Origin of the sequence: Thalassobium sp. R2A62 (assembly GCF_000161835.1) — a bacterium.
GTDB lineage: Bacteria > Pseudomonadota > Alphaproteobacteria > Rhodobacterales > Rhodobacteraceae > Thalassobium.
In genome coordinates, this window is record NZ_GG697169.2 from 2723916 (window position 1) to 2744437 (window position 20522).

Below are 20522 nucleotides of genomic sequence, written 5' to 3' on the forward strand. Positions count from 1 at the left end.
GCTCATTCTTGTTCCTCTACATGTACCTTCTTGAACGGCCCATAGCTGGTCAAGATTTCGATCTCTTCGTCAATCGCTGCTCGTTCAGCCTCTAGATAACGGCCAATCGCCTCGGCTAAACCAGCGTCACCAATCCAATGCAACGAATGGGTGGTGACTGGCAAATAGCCACGCGCCAATTTGTGGGACCCTTGTGCACCCGCCTCGACCCGCGACAGCCCATTGGCAATCGCATAGTCGATTGCCTGATAGTAACACATCTCGAAATGCAGACAGGAGATGTCTTCGCGCGCGCCCCAATAGCGACCATAGAGAACATCGCGCCCGATGAAATTCAGCGCCCCCGCGAGGTAGCGACCATTCTCGTGGGCGAGCACCAGCAACATGTCGTCGCGCAGCATCTCGTGGGCGAGGTCAAAAAACGCACGGGTCAAATAGGGCGTGCCCCATTTCCGCGCACCCGTGTCCTGATAGAAATACCAAAACGCATCCCAATGCTCTGGCTTGATCTGGTCCCCCGTCAACGTCAGGATCTGCCCGCCAAACCCTTGCGCTGTCGACCGCTCTTTGCGGATGTTCTTGCGCTTGCGCGAGGTCAGTGACGCGAGGAAGGCGTCGAAATCCGAATAGCCATCATTGAACCAGTGAAACTGCTGTGACGCTCGCGCCATCAATCCCATCTGCTCGCCCGCGGCGACCTCGTCCTCGGTGCAAAACGTCACATGCAACGACGACAGTTCGTTCTCGGCAGCCAATTGAACGGCACCTTGGGTCAGGGCCGCGATACCGGTTTCCTCGAACCCTGCGCACGTTAGAAACCGTCGGCCCGTCGCGGGCGTAAACGGCACCGCCATCTGTAGCTTGGGGTAATAATTGCCACCCGCATTTTCATAAGCATGGGCCCAGTTGTGGTCGAAAATATACTCGCCCTGCGAATGCGATTTTACATAGAGCGGCGCACAGGCAATCACCTGACCGTCAATCACCGCAGTTAGATATCGCGGCGTCCATCCCGTGCCTTGACCAACCGAGCCGCTGTTCTCTAGCGCACTTAGAAACCGGTGGGTTGTGAAGGGATCGTTGGGTCGCCCAATGGCGGCCTCTGGACAGGCACAGGCATCCCAATCAGTAGCCTCAATCTGGCTCAGGCTGCTCAGGACGTTAATCTCGATTGGTGTCTCTGTCATAGGTCAGCATTTGGGGTCAGGGCCGCGTGGGTCAAGCCAGATACTGCTCGAACGTCACATTATCTACGATCTTGCGGGCTTCTGCCTCTTGGGCAGGCGACCGGATGGTCCATGTAAAGACTGGATAACCGGCGGCTTTGATCCGCGCCACGGCCGCACTGTTTAGGTCGTTGCGGTCATGGCTGATGAAACAGGCCTCGACAGCCTCGAAATCAGGAATGTCAGCGAGCCGCTCGCGAACGTCCGCCTTGACCACAGGCCAGTCGTCCACGTTGTAGTCACAGGTCACCAATCCACGGGGCACATCAGGCAGGACATCGCGCATCGCCACCACCGCATGAGGGTTGAACGACATCACAGCGATGTCGCCGTCGTAGTCTTTGATCAATTCGGCAGTCGCGGTCTCTAGCGTTCCCACGTCAGGTCCCAACCCGCCGTCTTGATCCTTGATCTCGACCAGCAGCGGCACGCGTCCCGCGACTAGGTCCAACACCTCGGCAAAGCTGGGTATGCCCTCGGTGCCACCCCTTAACGGGATCGCCGCGAGGTCTGATGCGGATTGCAATTGGATCGGGCCGGTGGCCTCGGCCAAGCGCGCCAGATCATAGTCGTGAAACACCATCGGCACATGATCTGCCGACAGCTGTAAATCAATCTCGATACCGTATCCCGCCTCGACCGCTGCGATGATCGCCGCACGGCTGTTCTCTGGGCGACCGTCCGTCACGTCATGCAAGGCACGATGCGCAATCGGTCGCCCGAAGAAAGAGGCAGGTAGCTGCATCATTTGATCTGAAAGATGCCTTCGATTTCGACAGCCACACCAAACGGAAGGCTGGCCGCTGAAACGGCGGAACGCGCATGTGGCCCCATGTCGTCACCCAGCGCCGCGACTAGAAAGTCAGAGCAACCGTTCACGACTTTTGGCTGGTCGCCGAACTCTTGGGTCGAATTGACAAACGCCGTCAATTTCACAACGCGGACCAATCGGTCGATATCGCCCCAGCACGCGGCTTTGACTTGCGACAACAGGCTAATGGCACAGGTCTTGGCTGCAGCTTGGCCCGCCTCGACATCCATCGTGTCGCCTAGTTTGCCGATGATGAACCCGTTTTCGTCCTGCGAGATTTGGCCAGACACATAGACCATATCGCCGACAACGACATAGGGCACATAGTTGGCAGCGGGTGCTGCGGCATCCGGTAGGGTGACGCCCAAATCGGCGAGGGTGGCTTCGATGCTCATAGGGGGGTCCTTTTCGACACAAATATTGCGCTCAAGCTATCCCCTATTGTCGGTGCCCGCAACGCCCCGCGCGTGATCACGATTCGCGGAACGCCTTGGCAAAATAGTCCGCCAGCGGTTTGATCAGATAATCCAGTGGGGTGCGATCATCCGTGCGCAGGAAACTCTCTGCGGGCATCCCCGGAATGAGCGTAAGATCATCGGGCAGCTTTTCGATCTCGCCATCCACGAGAATAATCTCGGCACGGTAAAAACTAGCACCGCGCCGTTCGTCCTCGAACGCGTCTGCGGACACTTGGGTCACCCGACCGATCAGCTCGGGCGTGCGTCTTTGGTCAAATGCGGAAAAGCGCACGTTGACCTCTTGGCCAACGAAAACCTGATCGATGTGGATGGTTTCAACCTCGGCTGCGATCACCAGCGGACGATCCTGCGGCACCAGATACATCAGCGGATCAGCAGGCCGCACAACAGAACGCGGTGCAAAAATTGTCAGGTCATAGACGATGCCAGAGACGGGCGCGCGAATGTCCAGACGGTCCAATTCCACCAGCAACGCGGCCCGACGTTCGCTCAGTTCCAATTCGTTGAACTGCAGATCGCGCAGACGGGTAATCGCGTCTTCGCGCCTTTCGTTGTCCAGCGTGATGATCTGAATATCGGTTTCGGTGATCCGCCCCTCGGCCTGTGCGATCTGTGCTGTGAAATCACCCTGACTTCCCAACAGGCTCGCCTTTTCTCGCCGTAGCGCCAGAACCCGCGCTGCCTGTGCCAATCCGCGGTCCAGCAATGCCTGCTGGCTGACCAGTTCTTCTTCGATCAACGCCAGTTGTTCGGTCAAGGCAGCCTGCTGTGCAACGATGCCTTCGATCTGATTGCGAATTTGACCCGCGCGTTTCGTCAGCTGGTCAATCTGGTTATCTTCAGATGCACGCCGCGCCACAAAGAGACGCAACTGCCCCGCCTTCAGGCTTTCACCCTGCGCGCCAGCCTCATCCAGCAGCATGTCAAAGACGATTTCTTTCATCCCGTCACGTTCCGCCTCGAGTCGCCCGCGACGCGCAATCAATTCGAACAACTGCCCTTCGATAATAGCTAGCTCTGACCGATAGGCGTTGTCGTCGAGCCGCATCAGGATCTCTTCGGCCTCGACAGGCTCACCCTCACGGACAAGAATTTCGGCCACGATGCCGCCCGTTGGGTGTTGAATGATCTGGCGGTTCTGATCGACCTCGATCCTACCGCTCGCAATAATGGCGCCCGTGATTTGAGTCCGCACAGCCCAAGTGCCAAAACCACCGACCAGAACGATCAGCGCCAGAAATCCGATAATCAGAGGCTTGCGCGCGCTCCATGTCTGAGAGGTGCTCATGTCACACCGCCTTTGCTCTTTTGCGCCAGCGCCTTGGCGTTCGCCACGACCTTGCCCAACACTTCATCCTTAGGGCCGAACGCCTTTTTCAGACCGCCCTCGATCATAAGAACGGTATCGCATTCTTGGATCGCAGCAGGCCGGTGCGCCATGACCAACACGGCGCGTCCCTCGGCCTTGAGCGTTTTGATCGCTGCGTTTAGCGCCATCGACCCTTCGTTGTCTAGGTTCGAATTTGGCTCGTCCAAGATCACAACAACGGGGTCTCCGAACAATGCGCGTGCCAGTCCAATGCGTTGAATTTGCCCGCCGGATAATCGCCCGCCACCTGCCGTGACAATCGTGTCATAGCCATCAGGCAGACCCACAATCATTTCATGCGCGGCTGCTGATTTAGCTGCGGCAACAACTTGGGCATCATCGGCATTCATCATCATCCGCGCGATGTTGTCTTTGATCGTGCCATCAAACAGCTGCACCCGCTGCGGCAAATATCCAACGTGCTGGCCCAGAACTTCGGGCTCGTATTGATCTAGCGCAGCACCACCCAAACGGATCTTGCCACCTGCTGGCGGCCACACGCCCGTCAACGCACGCGCCAGCGTGGTCTTGCCCGCACCAGATGGGCCGATCACACCAACCGCCTGACCAGGTTTGACGGTAAAGCTTATCATCCGCAGCGCGGCGGCCTTTTGTCCCGGTGGAATGATCGTTGCTTCTTGGACGTCCAGCACCGCGTCAGGGCGGGGCAGCGCCGTGCGCGGTTGTGCTACGGGCACAACTGTCAGCAACTCAGCCAAGCTGGCCCAACCTTGTTGCCCGCGTTGCACCATGGCCCATTGTCCAATCGCCTGTTCAACGGGTGCCAGTGCGCGCCCCAACAGGATCGATCCCGCGATCATCGCGCCAGCTGTTAGTTCGTTTTGCAGTACCAGATACGCGCCCAATCCCAACATGGCCGATTGCAAAAACAACCGAAGCGATTTGGTCATCGCGGTAAATGTACCTGTCAGATCAGACGAAGAAATCGTGGCGCTCAGCGCCTCTTGCCGTGCGCCCATCCAGCGGGTGTAGGCGGCTTTGGTCATGCCCATGGCCTGAACCATCTCGGCATCATCGCTCAGCTGTCTGGCGATGTGCGTGGCACGCGCGCTCTTGCTGTTGCTTTCTGTAACGGGGCGGCGCGTGGTCCATTGGTTGATCAGAGTCACGAGGATCAACAACACCCCTCCGCCCAAGGCGAGCATCCCCAGCCATGGGTGGAAAATGAAAATGCCGGCCAAGAATAGCGGCGTCCAAGGCATATCAAACAACGCCATCAGAACGGGCGATGTCATCACACGCTGCACAGCCTCTAGATTATTCAATCCAGTGTTGCGGGCCGGTGCGGCCCCGCGGCTGGCCATCTGCATGACCGCATCAAAAACACGTTTGTCCAACCGTGATTGAAACCGTGCGCCAGCCCGTCCCATGACGCGACCCCGCACATAATCCATCAAACCCATCATGCCATAGAGGAACGCAACAATCGCAGAAAGCGCGATCAACGTTTCAATCGACCGCGACCCGAGCACGCGATCATACACGTTCAACATGTAGATCGGCCCAGTGAGCATCAGCAGATTGGCAAAGAAACTGAACACTCCGACGGCCCAATACAGCTTGCGGCTCTCGCTGCGTGCAGCACGTAGCTCTGCTAATCCAGCGGCGTGTTGATGTGCCATGTTCCTGCATCCTATTCGGCGTGCGGTCTTTATACCGCAGCTATTCGACCTGAATATGACGGAATAAACTTAAGATGTCCTTTGTATTTTTCCGCCATTCCGTTTCTGATGCGTCAGCGTCCCTTGCGGGCACAGTGCGGTGCAAAAGTCACGCCAACGTTGAAACGTTGCTCAATTGGTATATGTCCTGTCCCATGATGAAATCCATTTTGACCCCCCCCGCCGCCCTTTTGATCATGGCCTCTGTCGCCAGTGCCACCAGCTTTGACGGGACCTACCGTTTGACCTCGGACGCTGATTGCACGGCCGTTGGTATGGATGGAGGCGCCTTGCGGATCGAGGACGGAATTTTCTATGGGGTCGAAAGCCAGTGCCGCATGACCAATCCCGTCAATGTCGTCGATATGGATGCCAAGCTCTATACGATGCAGTGCTCGGGCGAGGGCGAAACATGGACCGAACGTGCGATGTTGATGCGCTCGGCCTCAGGTGGGATCATCATAGCGTGGAACGGATACGCCTTTGCCTACGAAACCTGTGATGCCGCAGACATCGCACTGGACTCATTGCGCACCGACGGTGAATAGCCGACGGCGGCATCGCGCAGTGTCCGCACGGACCTGTGCCTAGTTCCCACCACCAAACAGATCATTGAGAATCCCGTTGATCGCGTCGCCTAACGGATCGTTGCCGCGCTGTTGTTGCTGTGGCGCTGTTGCTGGTGCTGGCGCGGGTTGCGCCACCTGCGGTGCGACAGGCACGGTCATGGGCAACGGCACAATTGTTTGGCCCACAGTGACACGTGACATTGTCTCGCGCCAGATGTCGGCAGGCAGGCCTGAACCCGTCACGCCCGTCAACGGGCTGTTGTCATCATACCCCATCCAGACGCCGGCAACATAATCGCCGGTAAAGCCTACAAACCACGCATCGCGCGCGGCCTGTGTTGTGCCGGTCTTGCCAGCAACTTCGATACCTTCCAATTGGGCGCGCTTGCCGGTGCCTTGCTCGACAACTTGGTTCATCATCCAGACCAGCTGGCGTGCGGCGTCTTCGCGTATCACCCGCTCGCCGATGCCTGACTGTGTCTCCATCAATGGCGCATCGTCCCCAATGAACCGTAGATCAACCAATCCGTATGGCGTCACGGACGATCCACCGTTGAGGATGCCAGCATAGGCACCTGTGATTTCCAGCAATGTGGTTTCCGACGACCCCAGCGCCAATGCAGGGCCCAGCGCCAGATCGCTCTGAATGCCGAACTGAGTGGCGACCGTACGCACATTGTCGCCGCCGACCTGTTCAAACAATCGCACAGCAGGTGTGTTCAGCGATTCCACCAACGCTTGGGTCAGCGTCACGGGCCCCTCGTATTCCTTGGTGTAGTTTTGCGGACACCATTCCCCCGAACCAGGGATGTTCAAACACAGTGGCGCGTCGTTGATCATGTCAAAGGGCGTTGCACCCAATTCAAGCGCGGTCGCATAGACAAACGGCTTGAACGCCGAGCCGGGCTGGCGTCGCGCCTGAATGGCACGGTTGAACGCACCGGACACGCGCGTCTCGCGACCGCCGACCATAGCGCGCACAGCGCCACCCGCATCCATCACTACAATTGCGGCCTGCGCCTTTGACCCTGCACGGACCTTGGTGTCGAAAACGAATTGCATCGCGTCTTCGGCAGCGGTCTGGATGCGCTGATCCAGTGTCGTCTTGATGATCACATCTTCGGTGGTGTTGCGGGTAAAGAACTCTGGTCCCGCCTTCATAACCCAGTCGGCAAAGTATCCGCCCGCACGGCGCTGGGCCGCGGGTGACAATGTCGCTGGGTTGTCCCATGCCTGCTGCTGCGCACTCTCGCTTAGATACCCCTGTTCGTGCATCAGCTTGATCACGGTCGCTGCGCGGTCTTGCGCGCGTTGCAGATTGTTCGCAGGGTTATAGACAGACGGCGCCTTGAGCGATCCCGCCAACATCGCGGCTTCTGCCGGTGTGACGGCCTCGGCCCCATGCCCGAAATACTGGTTTGCCGCGGCTTCGAACCCGCGTGATCCACTGCCCAGATAGGCGCGGTTCAGATAGATCGTGAGAACGTCATCCTTGGTGTATTTGACCTCTAGCGCCATGGCATAGGTCGCCTCTTTGACCTTGCGCCAAATGGTGGTGCGGCGACAGTCAGCCTCATAGGCCGCCTCGCTGTCCCAATCGCTAGGAACATAGGGTTGCCCCAAACATAGCAGCTTGGCCACCTGTTGGGTGATCGTCGATCCACCGTTGCCCGACAATGGCCCACGTCCTGCGCGCAGGTTGATACGGACCGCACTGGCGATGCCGCGCGGGCTCACGCCCATATGACCGTAAAACCGCTTGTCCTCGGTTGCGACGACCGCGTTGCGCAAATGTGGGCTGACCCCGTTTGCGGTGATCATTCCGCCGAACTGTTCCCCACGCCATGCAAAGGTGCGCCCACCCTGATCCTGTAGCGTGACAGATCCGCGTGCGCGACCGTCAACCAGCTCAGAAATCGGCGGCAATGTCGCGGCATAGTAAAAGACACCCAGTCCGATCAGAACGGTGACCGCAACAGCGCCGCGCCAAAAGAACCCAAAGAAGAATCGGAAAATACGCCAGATCAAACTGGCCAGAAACCCAAACAGGCGACCGATAGGCCCCCGCTTGCGCGCAGGTGCGGTACGTTTACGCGCAGCCGGTTTGCGCCGCGCAGGCGCTGCCTTGGGTTTTGCTTTTGGCTTGGGCTTTGCCGCCCCATAGCGTTTGTCAGCGACCAAAGGCGGCCGTTTTTTACCTGTTCCGCTCATACTACTGCCCACCATTTAATTCGGCGTGTGTTCTTTGTTTTGCTCAAACTACCGCGTCCCTGCCCAAAAGTAACCGCCGTTTTCAGCTCGGTTTCGACTCTGGTGTGCTTAAAAATTAATCGCGCAACACAATTTGTGCAAAAATTGTGCAATGTGGTCGGATTCATGAATGTTTCTGTGCGCCATTTCTTGCTCATGCCCTTCACACACCTCTTTCTAGCCGCAACGGGCATCAACCGCCCGCGTCCATTTGAATCGCAGTCAACCAAAAGGGGACAGACGTGAAACTCATCATCGCAACGATCAAACCGTTCAAGCTCGAGGAGGTGCGCGAAGCGCTCACCACCATCGGCGTGAAAGGCATGATGGTCACAGAAATCAAAGGCTTTGGCGCACAGTCAGGCCACACCGAGATCTATCGCGGCGCAGAATACGCAGTGAACTTTGTCCCCAAAGTGAAACTCGAAATCGTCGTGGTCGACAGCATGGCTGACCAAGTCGTGTCGACTATCGCAACAACAGCCAAGACCGACAAAATCGGCGACGGCAAAATCTTTACGCTTGATGTCCAAGGCGCAATGCGCGTCCGCACAGGCGAAACTGGCGACGACGCCGTCTAAGCGCAGATCAGAGGAAACGAATATGAAACTGACAAAACTTCTTTTGACAACAGCGGCCCTGGGCACTGCCCCCGCTGCTGTTATGGCGCAAGAGGCAGGCGTTAACGCCTCGACCGACAGCGTCTTTATTTTCAACTCGCTCTTGTTCCTGATGGGCGGTTTCTTGGTGTTCTGGATGGCCGCTGGCTTTACCATGCTCGAGGCTGGCCTCGTACGCAGCAAGAACGTGACCATGCAGCTGACCAAAAACATGGGTCTCTTTTCGCTCGCAGCGATTGCCTACTATTTGATCGGCTATAACCTGATGTACCCACTGGGTAGCTGGTCGATCGGTACAGACGAGACAGGCGGATACCTCGGTATTCTCTTTGCTCCTGCTGTTCTCGAGGCGGTTGGCATCGGTGCTGCAGAAGCAGACGACTATAGCTATGCAGCCACCGGTTCGGACTTCTTCTTTCAGTTGATGTTCTGTGCGGCGACAGCCTCCATCGTGTCCGGCTGCTTGGCCGAGCGCGTCAAACTGTGGCCCTTCCTGATCTTTGTCGCGATCCTGACAGGCATCATCTACCCAATCCAAGCATCTTGGAAATGGGGCGGCGGCTTCCTCGACAGCCAATACGGCTTCCTCGACTTTGCTGGCTCGACAGTCGTGCACTCGGTCGGTGGTTGGGCGGCTCTTGCTGGTGCTCTGATCCTCGGTCCACGTATCGGCAAATACAAAGACGGCCGCACGATCCCAATGATGGGTTCCAACCTGCCGCTTGCCACACTGGGTACATTCATCCTGTGGATGGGCTGGTTTGGCTTTAACGGTGGCTCGCAGCTCGCAATGGGCACAGTGGGTGATGTTGCTGACATCTCGCGGATCTTCTCGAACACAAACGCCGCAGCATGCGGTGGCGCGTTCACAGCACTGATCCTGACACAGCTTCTCTACAAAAAGCCTGACCTCACCATGATCCTCAACGGCGCACTTGCTGGTCTGGTTGCCATCACAGCCGAGCCGCTGACACCATCCTTGGGTGCAGCAACTCTGATCGGTGCCGTCGGTGGTTTGATCGTGGTCTTCACAGTTCCAATGCTCGACAAGCTGAAAATCGACGACGTTGTTGGCGCGATCCCGGTACACCTCTTTGCAGGTATCTGGGGCACACTCGCAGTCTTGCTGACAAACGGCGACGCAACCCTGATGGGTCAGCTGATGCCAATCATCATCGTCGGTGTCTTCACCTTCGTGGTCAGCGGTATCGTCTGGTATGTGCTCAAAGCAGTAACAGGCATCCGCGTCTCCGAAGAGGCAGAAATCGAAGGTCTCGATACTGCCGAACTGGGAATGGAAGCCTACCCCGAGTTTACACGCGGCTAACGTCTTCCAGAGCTGCAACAAAAGAAGGCCCGATGTTTGCATCGGGCCTTTTTTATGTCTGTCGACGTGTGGGTCTCACAAAAGAAAAGAGCGCCCAACCCAACGGTCGGACGCTCTTTGTTCAGCTCATAGGTCTTAATCTTAGATCTTTGCACCTGCTATCGCGGCCGCCAGAACGGGCACAGTTTGCGCGTTTAGACCTGCAATGTTGATGCGGCTGTCGCCCACCATATAGACCGCGTGATCGTCGCGCAGTTGCTCGACAATCTCGGGGCTCAGACCCAGACGCGAGAACATCCCGCGGTGCACAGCAAGGAAATCAAACCGGTCTGAATTGGTCAGGCGGCGTAGCTCGTCGGCCAATTGTGTCCGCAGATCCAGCATCCCTTGGCGCGTGGCCTCTAGCTCGGACAACCACGCGCTGCGCAGCTCTGCGTCTTCGAGGATCGTAGTCACAACGCGCGCGCCGTGATCAGGCGGAAAGCTAAAGTTCTGACGGTTCAAATAGGCCAAGGTTGCCTGCGCACGGTCCTTGGTTCCCGCATCCCGCGCGATGGCAAACAGGATGCCTGTGCGTTCGCGGTAGATGCCAAAGTTCTTAGAGCAGCTTGCCGCGATCAGCACTTCGTCGATCTCGGATGCATAAACGCGCGTTGCCGCTGCGTCATCGTTCAAGCCATCGCCAAACCCTTGGTAGGCGATATCGACCAGCGCAGTTGCGCCTGTCGTTTTGACGATGCTGGCCACTTTGCAGACCTGCTCGAGGGTCAGGTTTGCACCTGTTGGATTGTGGCAGCAGCCGTGCAGCAACACCAGATCACCACGTTTCGCCTGTTTCAGGTCGGCGCACATGCCGTCGAAATCTACGCCGCCCGTCGCTTCGTCGAAATACCGGTAGTCGGCGACGTTCATGCCCAGATACTTGGCAATCGACGGGTGGTTTGGCCACGTGGGGTTCGACATCCAGATTGTTGCATCGGGGCTGGCCATCTTGACCAGCTCAAACGCCTGACGAATAGCACCAGTGCCGCCCGGTGTCGCCGCATGGGCGATCTGTTCGCGCGCAACCGCATCGCCAAGGATCAGCTCGACCATCACATCGGCAAAGGCAGGGTCGCCCGTCAGGCCGACATAGCTCTTGCTCTCTTGGGTCTGCACCAAACGCGCCTCGGCGGTTTTCACTGCACCCATCACAGGTGTGATGCCTTGGGCGTTCTTGTAGACGCCAACACCTAGATCAATTTTGCTGTCGCGCGGGTCCGCACGATACAGCGCCATCAGCGCCAGAATTTTATCTTTGGGTTGGTCTTGTAGAGCCTCGAACATCAGGTGTCTCCTGTTGCAATTGGAAGATCGGAAAACATGCCCCACTCGGACCATGATCCATCGTAAACAGCCACATCGTCGCGGCCCAACCGGTGCAGCGCGAGGGAGAGAATACAGGCGGTCACACCTGACCCGCAGGTGGTGATCATTGGGCGGTCCATCGCGACACCTGCCGCTTTGAACACAGCCGCCAGACCGTCCACGTCTTTCATCGTGCCATCCGCGTTCAACAGGTCTTTGAAGAACACGTTCTTGGATCCGGGAATACGACCCGACCGCATGTTGGGGCGCGGGTCTGGCACTTCGCCGCGGAACCGCTCGCCTGCGCGGGCGTCGATGATTTCGGCTTCGTTCAACTTGGACGCACGGGCCACTTGGGTCACATCACGCACCAGCTGGTTTTGGACCTGGACTGTCATGTGACGGTCGCGGATCACGGGTGGCAAATCTTCGGTTGGACGTCCCTCGGCAACCCACTTGGGCTTGCCCCCATCCAGCACTGCAATGTCGCGCTTGCCCATCAGACGGAGCAACCACCACACGCGCGCGGCCGAGAACAGCCCGTTGGTGTCATAGACGACGATCTGATGTCCGTCGCCAATGCCCATCGCCCGCATCCGGCTCATGAATTTCTCAACCGGTGGGACCATATGCGGTAACGCGCTGCGGTGATCGCTGATTTCGTCGATGTCAAAGAACCGCGCGCCGGGCAGGTGACCTGCCTCGTATTCAGCAGCAGCATTGCGGCCGGCGTCTGGCATGTGCCAGCTGGCGTCGATGATCCGCAGATCGGGTTCTTTTAGGTGCTGGGCCAACCACTCGGTCGACACCAGTGTCTGTGGATCATCCGTCATGGCGCGGGCCTCCTGTCCAATGCTCAACCCCCTAGCGTCCTGCGCTACATCTGGCAAGCCTTGCGGCACAGACAAACGGGGCCCCTGACCACTGTCAGACGCCCCGCTCAATTCGACAAACTCCGTGGGGTTCGAATTCGATTACTTGGCCATCATGTTCTTGACGACACCGATGATTGCCATCAGGCCACCACCGCCGACGAGACCGCCAGCACCTTGGCTGATGATCGAACCGATATCGAGACCTGCGGCCTCTGCACCGCCTGCAACCGCACCTGGGTCCACACCGAGGTTCGCGAGGATTGCGCCACCAGCACCACCACCGACGATACCAGCAATCGAGTTGCCCAGCATGCCAAGGTTAAGGTTCTTCAAAAGGCCGCCAGCTACGTTGCCGCCAACCGCACCCGAAATCAGGCTGATAATGAGTTCCATGTTCTATTCCTTCCCATCGGTCATTCTAAAGCACCGGGCTACGACCAACAGTATCCGGTTTACTCTATCTAACAATATATGGTGTCACCTGACGAGAGGGAGAAACCGAGCGCCGTTCCCCCTATTGGCCATGGTCACCGCAATCTCTTTATAACCTATTGAAATGTATGTTGAATATTGGATCATACGCGTTCTGAATCTGCCGGATTCCGCAATCAAAACACGAATGGTTTGGTGATTGTTAGGATGGCGCCCATTCCTGAACTGGCGTGATCCGGTGGTTGGGGTCCGGTTTTGGTGCCAGCAGATCCTCACGTTTTCGCGAGACGGTTGCGCGCGCGACGGATGTTGACCACCGTCGCAGCAAGGGCGGAAACCCAGATCGCCTACACCGTCATCAGAGCAGGTTTAGATGAAGAAGCAACGCAAACGCAGTCCGCAGAAATCTAGACATGGTACAGCAGCGGCGCCTGCGAAACAGCCCAACCCGATGTCGCGACGCGATATGATGCGCTGGATCAAGTCCGGCGCAATCGCGGTGCCGATTCTGGGTATTGCTGGTTACTTTGGTGCGACGTCAGTACAGGCACGGATGGCCGAGGCTGACCTCAGCCGCGTTGGCAATGGCCGCCCGTCCATCGTTCAAATCCACGATCCACAGTGCAATCAATGTCAGGTGCTTCAGGGTCAAACCCGTCGCATCTTGCGTGGCTTTGATGACGAGACGTTTGACTACATGGTGGCCAACATCAAAACCCAATCAGGTGTCGAGTTTGCCGCGCGCTACGGCGTCAACCACGTGACCCTTGTTCTGTTTGATGCCTCTGGGGATGTGTCGCGGATCATTCGTGGGCCGGTTCAGTCGAACCTTCTCAAGGTACAAGAGACAAGCCACATCAACGGATAGCCGTCACTCGCCGTGCTTGAGAAGCCGTTGTTTCTGGCGACCCCAGTCACGCTTGGCCGACGTCTCGCGCTTGTCGTGGTTCTTCTTACCCTTGGCGGTGCCGATTTTCACTTTCACCAGACCCTTGTGGTTAAAGTACATAACCAGCGGGACCAACGTCATCCCTTCGCGCTGCGTCGCATTCCACAACCGTGCAACTTCACGCTTGCTCACCAACAGCTTGCGCTTGCGCCGCTCTTCGTGGCCAAACATGGCGCGGGTGTAGGGCGCGATATAGGCATTGGTTAGAAACAACTCACCATCCTCTACAGCGGCATAGCTATCGGCAATATTCGACTGCCCCGTGCGAAGCGATTTCACCTCTGAGCCCATCAAGACGATCCCGCACTCGATGTCATCCTCGATGGCATAATCAAAGCGCGCGCGCCGGTTCTCGGCGATCACTTTGTAGTTGGGGTCAGTGTTGGGTTTCTTAGCCATCCCCGCGATATAGGCGGGCTGGGCAGGCTTGCCAACACCTTAGCGTGCTGCCGCCTCGCGCACGACCCAATCGACAAAGGTTTTGATCCGCCCTTCCGGTGGCTGCATGGTCACCACGTGATAGCGCAGCGCGGTCTCGCGATCCTCGCAATAAATCGCCAAACGACCGCTCTCTACATCCTGCTCGACCAAGGCTCTTGCCTGAACACACAACCCGTACCCCGACCGCACAGCCGAAATCACCAGCTGGTTGGTCTCTAGCCTTGTATAGGGGGTGTCATCACCAACCAGCCCCATGTCGCGCGCCCAATACCAATACTCGGACCTACCCGCCTCGAAAAACCACGGCTTGCGCCGCTGCTTGGCTTCGCTGGCGCGCAGTGATCCGTCAAACAGGGACGGTCGCCCCACCACAACAAACGACGGCGTCGTCAGCGGCGACACATGCACGCCCGACCAATCCCCGTCGCCATAGCGCAGCGCCACATCCACGCGGTCGCTGCGTAAATCAACAACCGTGCGCGACGGTATAATCGACAGGGCAATTTTGGGATGCGCGGCCCAAAACGACCCCAGCCGTGGCATCAACCAGTTTTCTGCGAACGTCGGCGTCACGGATAACGTCAGAGGGCGTGCCTCGTCGCGCTCGGCCATCTGGGCAATCGTGTCGGCGATTGTGCCGAATCCTTCGCTTAACCCCCGCGCCAGTTGTACCCCTTCGGACGTCAAACCGATCCCGCGCCCGCGCCGTTCGATCAATGCGAGACCGAAACGTGCCTCTAGGGTGCGCACATGTTGCGACACTGCTGCGTGGGTCACATTTAGGGCCTTCGCAGCACCACTCAAACTTTCATATCGTGCACAGGCTTCAAACGCCCGCAGCGCAGATAGAGAAGGTATATGACGCCAATCCATATCTCATGTGTAAGTTATACTTACATATTGTCAATCTTCCTGACTCGGAAACACGGCCCCAGCCGTCTATCTCTAATCCCAGAGAGACACATACCAAACAGGAGACTGACATGCTGAACCTTCTTGCCCGCTCAATGATGACCGCGGCTGGTCGCAACCCCGACGCCCCAACCTCGCACGAGGAAGAGGCCCGCAAGCGCATCTTGCGCGAATACCGCCGCCAACAGGATATGAACTTCCTGCGCCACACAGACCGCTACCGCAATTTCTGGTAGCCCCAAAACGCAAAAGGGCGGCCCTAGACAGGCCGCCCTTTTCTACCAATTGCCCGTAGGACTTAGTTGATCAAACCGGCATGGCGCATCGCATCGCGCAGCGTAGCAGCGGTTTCTTCGGTGACAGTCACCAACGGCAACCGAACCTCATTTTCCAACAGCCCCAGCTCGGACATCGCGTATTTCGCGCCAGCCAAGCCTGGCTCGGTAAAGATTGCTTCGTGCAGTGGCATCAAACGGTCCAGCTTTTCCAGCGCACCGGCATAGTCACCTGCCAATGTTGCCTCTTGGAACTCGGCGCATAGGCGTGGTGCGACATTTGCCGTCACCGAAATGCATCCAACGCCGCCATGCGCGTTAAAGCCCAAGGCCGTGGCATCCTCGCCCGACAGCTGAACGAAATCCGCACCACAGGTCATACGCTGCTTTGGCACGCGGCTTAGATCGCCTGTCGCGTCTTTGACACCGACGATCATCGGGTTCTTGGCCAAAACACCCATTGTCTCAGGCGACATATCAACGACTGACCGTCCGGGGATGTTGTAGATAACGATTGGCAAGTCACAGCTCGCGGCGGCTTCGAAATGTGCGATCAGGCCAGCCTGTGTCGGCTTGTTGTAGTAGGGCGTCACTACCAGCGCGGCATCGGCTCCGACAGCTTTGGCCGCTGTGACCAGACGCACAGTTTCCGTCGTGTTGTTTGATCCCGCACCCGCGATGACCGGCACGCGGCCAGCGGCGGTCTCAACCACGATCCGCACCACTTCGTCGTGCTCTTCGTGGCTCAGCGTCGGGCTCTCACCGGTGGTCCCGACAGGCACCAGCCCGTGCGATCCTTCGGCAATATGCCACTCCACCAGTTTTTTGAGCGCGTCCACATCCACCGAGCCATTCGTAAATGGCGTGACGAGAGCGGGCAAAGAGCCTTTGAACATGACGCATTCCTTTGTGTGGTGGGGGCAAGTCGCCCGCCAGTTGAAAACGACGCGGACCCTAGACGGGAACCCGCCGATTGCCAAGTTTGTGAGTTGCGAAAAACCGACAATGACATACCTTAACAACGTTGATTGGGTGAAAGGGGCCCATTGGTGTTACGCGTTTGCCTCATTATGGTCTGTGCTTGGACGGGTTTGACCCTGTCTGGGACGCAAACGCATGCTCAAACCAGCGATGTGACTCTCTCTGCGACTCAGCGATTGACCGAAGCGTTGGGTGATTTGGCGCGGGATGATCCGGCCCGGGCCTACGCCAGTGTCGGAGCGCTGGGCTCTTTGGGTGAAAATATCATCACATGGCGCCGGCTTTTTGCCAGACAGGGTGATTTTGCCAACTACGCGACCTTTCTTGATGAAAATCCTGATTGGCCCGAGGCGCTGAAAATTCGCGCGCGTGGTGAGAAAAAGATCACCGACGACACGCCCATCGCTCAAATTCTCGACTATTTCTCAGAGGTTGCCCCTGATACAGGCTGGGGTGCGCTGCATATGGCCCGCGCATTGCGCACGGCGGGCGAGGCGGCGCAGGCCGACGAATTGTTGATCGAGACGTGGAAAACCTTTGGCCTGACCGAACGCGAGTTTGATCGGTTCATCGCGGACCACGCCGCGTTGGTCAAACCGCACCACGCCAGACGCGGCACCATGCTGATGTTCCGTGACCGCTTTACCGACGCGGACAGTCTGGTTGAGGTGATGGATGACGCCGACGCCAACCTGCTCCGCGCAAAACTTGCCCTGCGGCGCAATGCTGATGTGGCTGATGCGCTCGCGGATTTGACCCCCGAACAGCTACGCGAACCCAGTCTGCTCTATGCACGGTTTGCATCCGCCGCTGGACGCAACAAGCGCGAAGAGGCGATGCAGATCATGCTCGCGAATTCCACCAGCGTTGACACCTTGGGCGTGCCGTTTCGCTGGTCCGGCCACCGCCGCGCGCTGGCCCGCTATGAGATGCGCAATGGCGATCCCCAGCGTGCCTATGACATCGCGGCAAACCATCACATGACTGACGGCTACAACCGCAATGATCTGGAATGGCTGGCCGGGTATCTGGCTCTGCAACGGCTCGATGATCCAGTGCTCGCCCTTCGCCATTTCCAAGAATTCGACCGTGCCGCTGAAACCCCGATTTCGCGCGGGCGTGCCGGCTATTGGTTGGGGCGCACCCATGAGGTCCTGCAAAACCCTGTTGTGGCCCAAACTGCCTATGCCGACGCGGCCCAGCACCAGACATCATTCTACGGATTGCTGGCTGCGGAAAAGGCAGGCGTGCCCATTGATCCTACGCTTGCTGGTGTCGAAACCTTTCCTGACTACCGCACGGCTGCATGGATCCAGACTGATCTGTCCAAGGCCGGCATCCTGCTGATCGGCGCGGGCGAGCAATACCATGCAACGCTGTTTTTCTTGCATCTGTCGCAAAACATGTCGCGCACAGATCTGGGTCAGCTCAGTCAAATGCTCACTGATCTGCGCGCGCCCTATGTCGCAACTCTGGTGGGCAAAGCCGCTGCAACCCGTGGCATCGTGATCCCACAGATGTATTTCCCGCTGCATCCGCTTGCCAAAACCGAGATGTCGATTGATCCCGCATTGGCGCTGGCCATCGCGCGCCGCGAGAGCGAATTTAACCCCCGTGTGGCCAGCCCCGTGGGCGCCCAAGGTTTGATGCAGCTGATGCCTGCCACCGCCCGCGAGGTCGCAGGCAATCTCGGGCTGCCTTACTCGAAATCGCGCCTGACCAGCGACCCCAACTATAATGCGATCCTCGGGATCACCTACCTCGAAGAGCTACAGGATCGCCTCGGCAACACCCCAGCCATGATTGCGGCAGGCTATAATGCGGGTCCCGCACGGCCACAAAACTGGGCCGAGGAATACGGCGATCCGCGCACCGGCGGGTTGGATGTCGTGGACTATATCGAGATGATCCCGTTCCGCGAAACCCGCAACTATGTGATGCGCGTGACCGAGAGCTTGCCAGTCTACCGCGCGCGCCTGACGGGCACAGCCGTCGAGCCTGAGTTTACTAAATTGTTGATCGGTGCACTGCCTGACGTGCTCAGCCGTCCCAGTGTTGCGACCCCTGCGCCCACATCGGACGTGACGCTGGAATTTGCGGCGCCGCAGACCACACAGGTTGGCATCCGCCCTCGCGCTCGCCCGGGCACAACTGGCCCGATTGCAGCGGATCAAATCCCCGGTCAAACAACGAACCTAGAGACGGTACTGACACCCGAAGCCGAAGCGGTTCCCGAGACCCCGACGCGCGCGACCGAAACCGCCGCACCTCAAATCACGCCACCGCAAACGGCACCTTTGACCAGTGTGCGACCTCAACCACGGCCACGTCTTCAATGGTCTGAAATCATTGTGCGCCGCGGCACCCAGATCAGTCGCGAGCCAACCTCGCCCACTCGCATTTCTGGTCCGTCCGGCCCATCGGCAGCAGGCAATTAGGCCTGCGCAATCCGTGCGCGCCATAGTGTAAATAGACCGGCCGCAACGACAATCGCAGCACCCACGGCGATGTTCCACGTAATCACTTCGCTGAACACGCCAACCCCGATCATCGCGCCGAATACCAGTTGCAAATAGGCGAACGGCTGGACCGAACTGGCCTCGGCCATCTCGTAGCATTTGATCAACAACCAGTGTCCGAATGCGCCGGTCATGCACAGCGTGCCCATCCACAGCCAGTCACGCCTGATCATCGGCTCCCAAAACCAGACGCCAACCGCTGTCATAGCCACCGATCCCGCAACGCCTGTCCAGAAAAAGCTGGTCGCCGTGCTGTCGCGCCGCGCCGCGTAACGGGTGAGCAAGCCATAGAGCGCAAACATAAATGCCGAACACAGCGGGATTACGGCCGCAGGTGCAAACACCGCGTAACCCGGTTGCAAAATGATCAATATCCCGATGAACCCTACGGCGATCGCGGCCCATCTGCGCCATCCCACGGCCTCGCCTAAAATCGGACCGGACAAGGCCGCGACAAGCAATGGATAGACCATGAAAATCGACAAACTCTCGACCAGTCCGAGGATTGTGAAGGCCGTGACCATCACGCAAATCTCGGTGGCCAAAAGCAACCCGCGCCCGATCTGTAGAACCGGCTGCGTTGTGGCAGCAACGGCGCGAATGCCACCCGCGGTGCGTGCGGCGATTGTCATCACGAAGGCCGCGAAAAACCAATAGCGGATCATCACGATCATGATCGTGTTGTACTCGCCTGCCAAATGTCGCGAAATTCCATCTTGGACGGCAAAAACAAATGCGGCCCCGACCATCAGCCAAATTCCAGCACGTGTATTCTTCACAACATCCGCCCCACGCTCATGTGTCGTTTCCGGCCGAACCCTTCGGCGCGTGCCATATCAAACCCTGCGTCTTCCAGAGCGCGGCGCACGAATCCTGCGGCGGTATAGGTCGCGACTGTGCCTTGTTGGAACGTGTGCTTGCCAACTTTGGCCATCACGTCGGCCCCCCACATCTCTGGGTTTTTGGCCGGTGAAAAGCCGTCAAGATACCATGCATCCACACGCCCATCCCACGGGCCCAGCGTATCGCGAACGTCACCGCCTATCACCTCTAGCGTGACAGCCTCGCCAAACCGCATGATCCCCGGTCCTGCCCATTGGGCTAACAGCTTTTCTGCATACTCTGCGACCGCAGGAAAGAACCCCAGCGCACGCTCCATATCCTCGAGCGCCATGGGATAGGCCTCAAAACTCGAGAATTTTAGTGTACCCCGTGATCCGTCTTTGACCCACGCAGCCCAAGTTGCCAGAAAATTCAGCCCCGTGCCAAAGCCCAGCTCGCCTATATGGAAAAACCCACCAAACCGACCCGGCAAATCATTGCCCGCCAGAAACACGTGACGTGTCTCGGCCAACCCGTCCTCTAGCGAAAAGTACGGATCTTCAAACTGTTTGGACACCGGTGTGCCGTTGTCGCGCCAGTCTAAAACGGCAAGAGGGTGGTCTTGTGTCATCAGCT

Annotated in this window: 20 protein-coding genes; 6 read left to right on the forward strand and 14 right to left on the reverse strand. The window is 58.1% G+C overall.

The genetic code is table 11. From position 1 onward, the window contains the following. Positions 1-2: 2 nt before the first annotated feature. The 5 genes from TR2A62_RS13590 to TR2A62_RS13610 all read right to left on the reverse strand — a co-directional run bounded on the left by TR2A62_RS13590 (position 3) and on the right by TR2A62_RS13610 (position 5528). The gene (locus TR2A62_RS13590) at positions 3-1187 is read right to left on the reverse strand and encodes a GNAT family N-acetyltransferase (RefSeq protein ID WP_009159993.1); all 1185 of its coding nucleotides are present in this window, start codon (positions 1185-1187) and stop codon (positions 3-5) included. Between the two features lie 31 nt (positions 1188-1218). Further along, entirely contained in the window at positions 1219-1974 is a 756-nt protein-coding gene (locus TR2A62_RS13595) for a glycerophosphodiester phosphodiesterase family protein (RefSeq protein WP_009159100.1), read from the reverse strand. Next, complete coding sequence (locus TR2A62_RS13600) at positions 1971-2432, reverse strand: RidA family protein (protein ID WP_009158058.1); 462 nt, start codon at positions 2430-2432, stop codon at positions 1971-1973. Before TR2A62_RS13600 ends, TR2A62_RS13595 begins: the two co-directional genes overlap by 4 nt. Before the next feature lie 76 nt (positions 2433-2508). Continuing rightward, a complete protein-coding gene (locus tag TR2A62_RS13605) occupies positions 2509-3804 on the reverse strand; it encodes an HlyD family type I secretion periplasmic adaptor subunit (protein ID WP_009160069.1) in 1296 nt (431 codons plus the stop codon). Then, positions 3801-5528, reverse strand: coding sequence for a type I secretion system permease/ATPase (locus TR2A62_RS13610; protein WP_009159507.1), 1728 nt, complete (start codon positions 5526-5528; stop codon positions 3801-3803). Before TR2A62_RS13610 ends, TR2A62_RS13605 begins: the two co-directional genes overlap by 4 nt. Positions 5529-5722: 194 nt before the next feature. Here TR2A62_RS13610 and TR2A62_RS13615 point away from each other — a divergent pair, with 194 nt between their 5' ends. Continuing rightward, positions 5723-6115: a hypothetical protein gene (locus TR2A62_RS13615; RefSeq protein WP_223296120.1), complete on the forward strand. Its 393-nt coding sequence runs from the start codon at positions 5723-5725 to the stop codon at positions 6113-6115. Between the two features lie 39 nt (positions 6116-6154). Here the strand turns inward: TR2A62_RS13615 and TR2A62_RS13620 are convergent, their stop codons facing one another. Continuing rightward, positions 6155-8347 (reverse strand): transglycosylase domain-containing protein, encoded by a 2193-nt coding sequence (locus TR2A62_RS13620; RefSeq protein ID WP_009157706.1) that lies wholly within the window; start codon positions 8345-8347, stop codon positions 6155-6157. A 281-nt stretch (positions 8348-8628) separates the two neighbouring features. Between TR2A62_RS13620 and TR2A62_RS13625 the strand changes: the two genes are divergently transcribed. Together TR2A62_RS13625 and TR2A62_RS13630 are read left to right on the forward strand one after the other, a co-directional pair. Continuing rightward, on the forward strand, positions 8629-8967 hold the full coding sequence (locus TR2A62_RS13625) for a P-II family nitrogen regulator (protein WP_009159683.1): 339 nt from the start codon (positions 8629-8631) through the stop codon (positions 8965-8967). A 22-nt stretch (positions 8968-8989) separates the two neighbouring features. Continuing rightward, positions 8990-10333: an ammonium transporter gene (locus TR2A62_RS13630; protein WP_009158850.1), complete on the forward strand. Its 1344-nt coding sequence runs from the start codon at positions 8990-8992 to the stop codon at positions 10331-10333. A gap of 141 nt (positions 10334-10474) precedes the next feature. Here the strand turns inward: TR2A62_RS13630 and TR2A62_RS13635 are convergent, their stop codons facing one another. The 3 genes from TR2A62_RS13635 to TR2A62_RS13645 form a co-directional block, all read right to left on the reverse strand. After that, entirely contained in the window at positions 10475-11659 is a 1185-nt protein-coding gene (locus TR2A62_RS13635; RefSeq protein ID WP_009160916.1) for an amino acid aminotransferase, read from the reverse strand. Further along, the gene (gene sseA, locus TR2A62_RS13640; protein ID WP_009160557.1) at positions 11659-12513 is read right to left on the reverse strand and encodes a 3-mercaptopyruvate sulfurtransferase; all 855 of its coding nucleotides are present in this window, start codon (positions 12511-12513) and stop codon (positions 11659-11661) included. Before sseA ends, TR2A62_RS13635 begins: the two co-directional genes overlap by 1 nt. A 141-nt stretch (positions 12514-12654) precedes the next feature. Next, positions 12655-12948, reverse strand: a complete 294-nt coding sequence (locus TR2A62_RS13645) for a hypothetical protein (RefSeq protein WP_009160413.1) — start codon at positions 12946-12948, stop codon at positions 12655-12657. Between the two features lie 412 nt (positions 12949-13360). Between TR2A62_RS13645 and TR2A62_RS13650 the strand changes: the two genes are divergently transcribed. Further along, positions 13361-13855, forward strand: coding sequence for a thioredoxin family protein (locus tag TR2A62_RS13650; RefSeq protein WP_009158366.1), 495 nt, complete (start codon positions 13361-13363; stop codon positions 13853-13855). Between the two features lie 3 nt (positions 13856-13858). On the opposite strand, the gene smpB is transcribed toward TR2A62_RS13650, so the two are convergent. Continuing rightward, positions 13859-14335, reverse strand: a complete 477-nt coding sequence (smpB, locus tag TR2A62_RS13655; protein WP_009160197.1) for an SsrA-binding protein SmpB — start codon at positions 14333-14335, stop codon at positions 13859-13861. A 39-nt stretch (positions 14336-14374) separates the two neighbouring features. Then, entirely contained in the window at positions 14375-15250 is an 876-nt protein-coding gene (locus TR2A62_RS13660) for a LysR substrate-binding domain-containing protein (protein ID WP_009160021.1), read from the reverse strand. Between the two features lie 110 nt (positions 15251-15360). Here TR2A62_RS13660 and TR2A62_RS18830 point away from each other — a divergent pair, with 110 nt between their 5' ends. After that, complete coding sequence (locus TR2A62_RS18830; RefSeq protein ID WP_009158966.1) at positions 15361-15525, forward strand: hypothetical protein; 165 nt, start codon at positions 15361-15363, stop codon at positions 15523-15525. Between the two features lie 62 nt (positions 15526-15587). Here the strand turns inward: TR2A62_RS18830 and dapA are convergent, their stop codons facing one another. Continuing rightward, the gene (dapA, locus tag TR2A62_RS13665) at positions 15588-16460 is read right to left on the reverse strand and encodes a 4-hydroxy-tetrahydrodipicolinate synthase (RefSeq protein WP_009157958.1); all 873 of its coding nucleotides are present in this window, start codon (positions 16458-16460) and stop codon (positions 15588-15590) included. A 153-nt stretch (positions 16461-16613) separates the two neighbouring features. Between dapA and TR2A62_RS13670 the strand changes: the two genes are divergently transcribed. Beyond that, the gene (locus TR2A62_RS13670) at positions 16614-18983 is read left to right on the forward strand and encodes a lytic transglycosylase domain-containing protein (RefSeq protein WP_150103494.1); all 2370 of its coding nucleotides are present in this window, start codon (positions 16614-16616) and stop codon (positions 18981-18983) included. Here TR2A62_RS13670 and TR2A62_RS13675 read toward each other — a convergent pair. Both TR2A62_RS13675 and mnmD read right to left on the reverse strand, forming a co-directional pair. Then, positions 18980-19843: a DMT family transporter gene (locus TR2A62_RS13675; protein ID WP_009157807.1), complete on the reverse strand. Its 864-nt coding sequence runs from the start codon at positions 19841-19843 to the stop codon at positions 18980-18982. The two genes, TR2A62_RS13670 and TR2A62_RS13675, sit on opposite strands and share 4 nt — an antisense overlap. Next, positions 19840-20517, reverse strand: a complete 678-nt coding sequence (mnmD, locus tag TR2A62_RS13680; RefSeq protein ID WP_009159088.1) for a tRNA (5-methylaminomethyl-2-thiouridine)(34)-methyltransferase MnmD — start codon at positions 20515-20517, stop codon at positions 19840-19842. Before mnmD ends, TR2A62_RS13675 begins: the two co-directional genes overlap by 4 nt. Positions 20518-20522 lie beyond the last annotated feature (5 nt).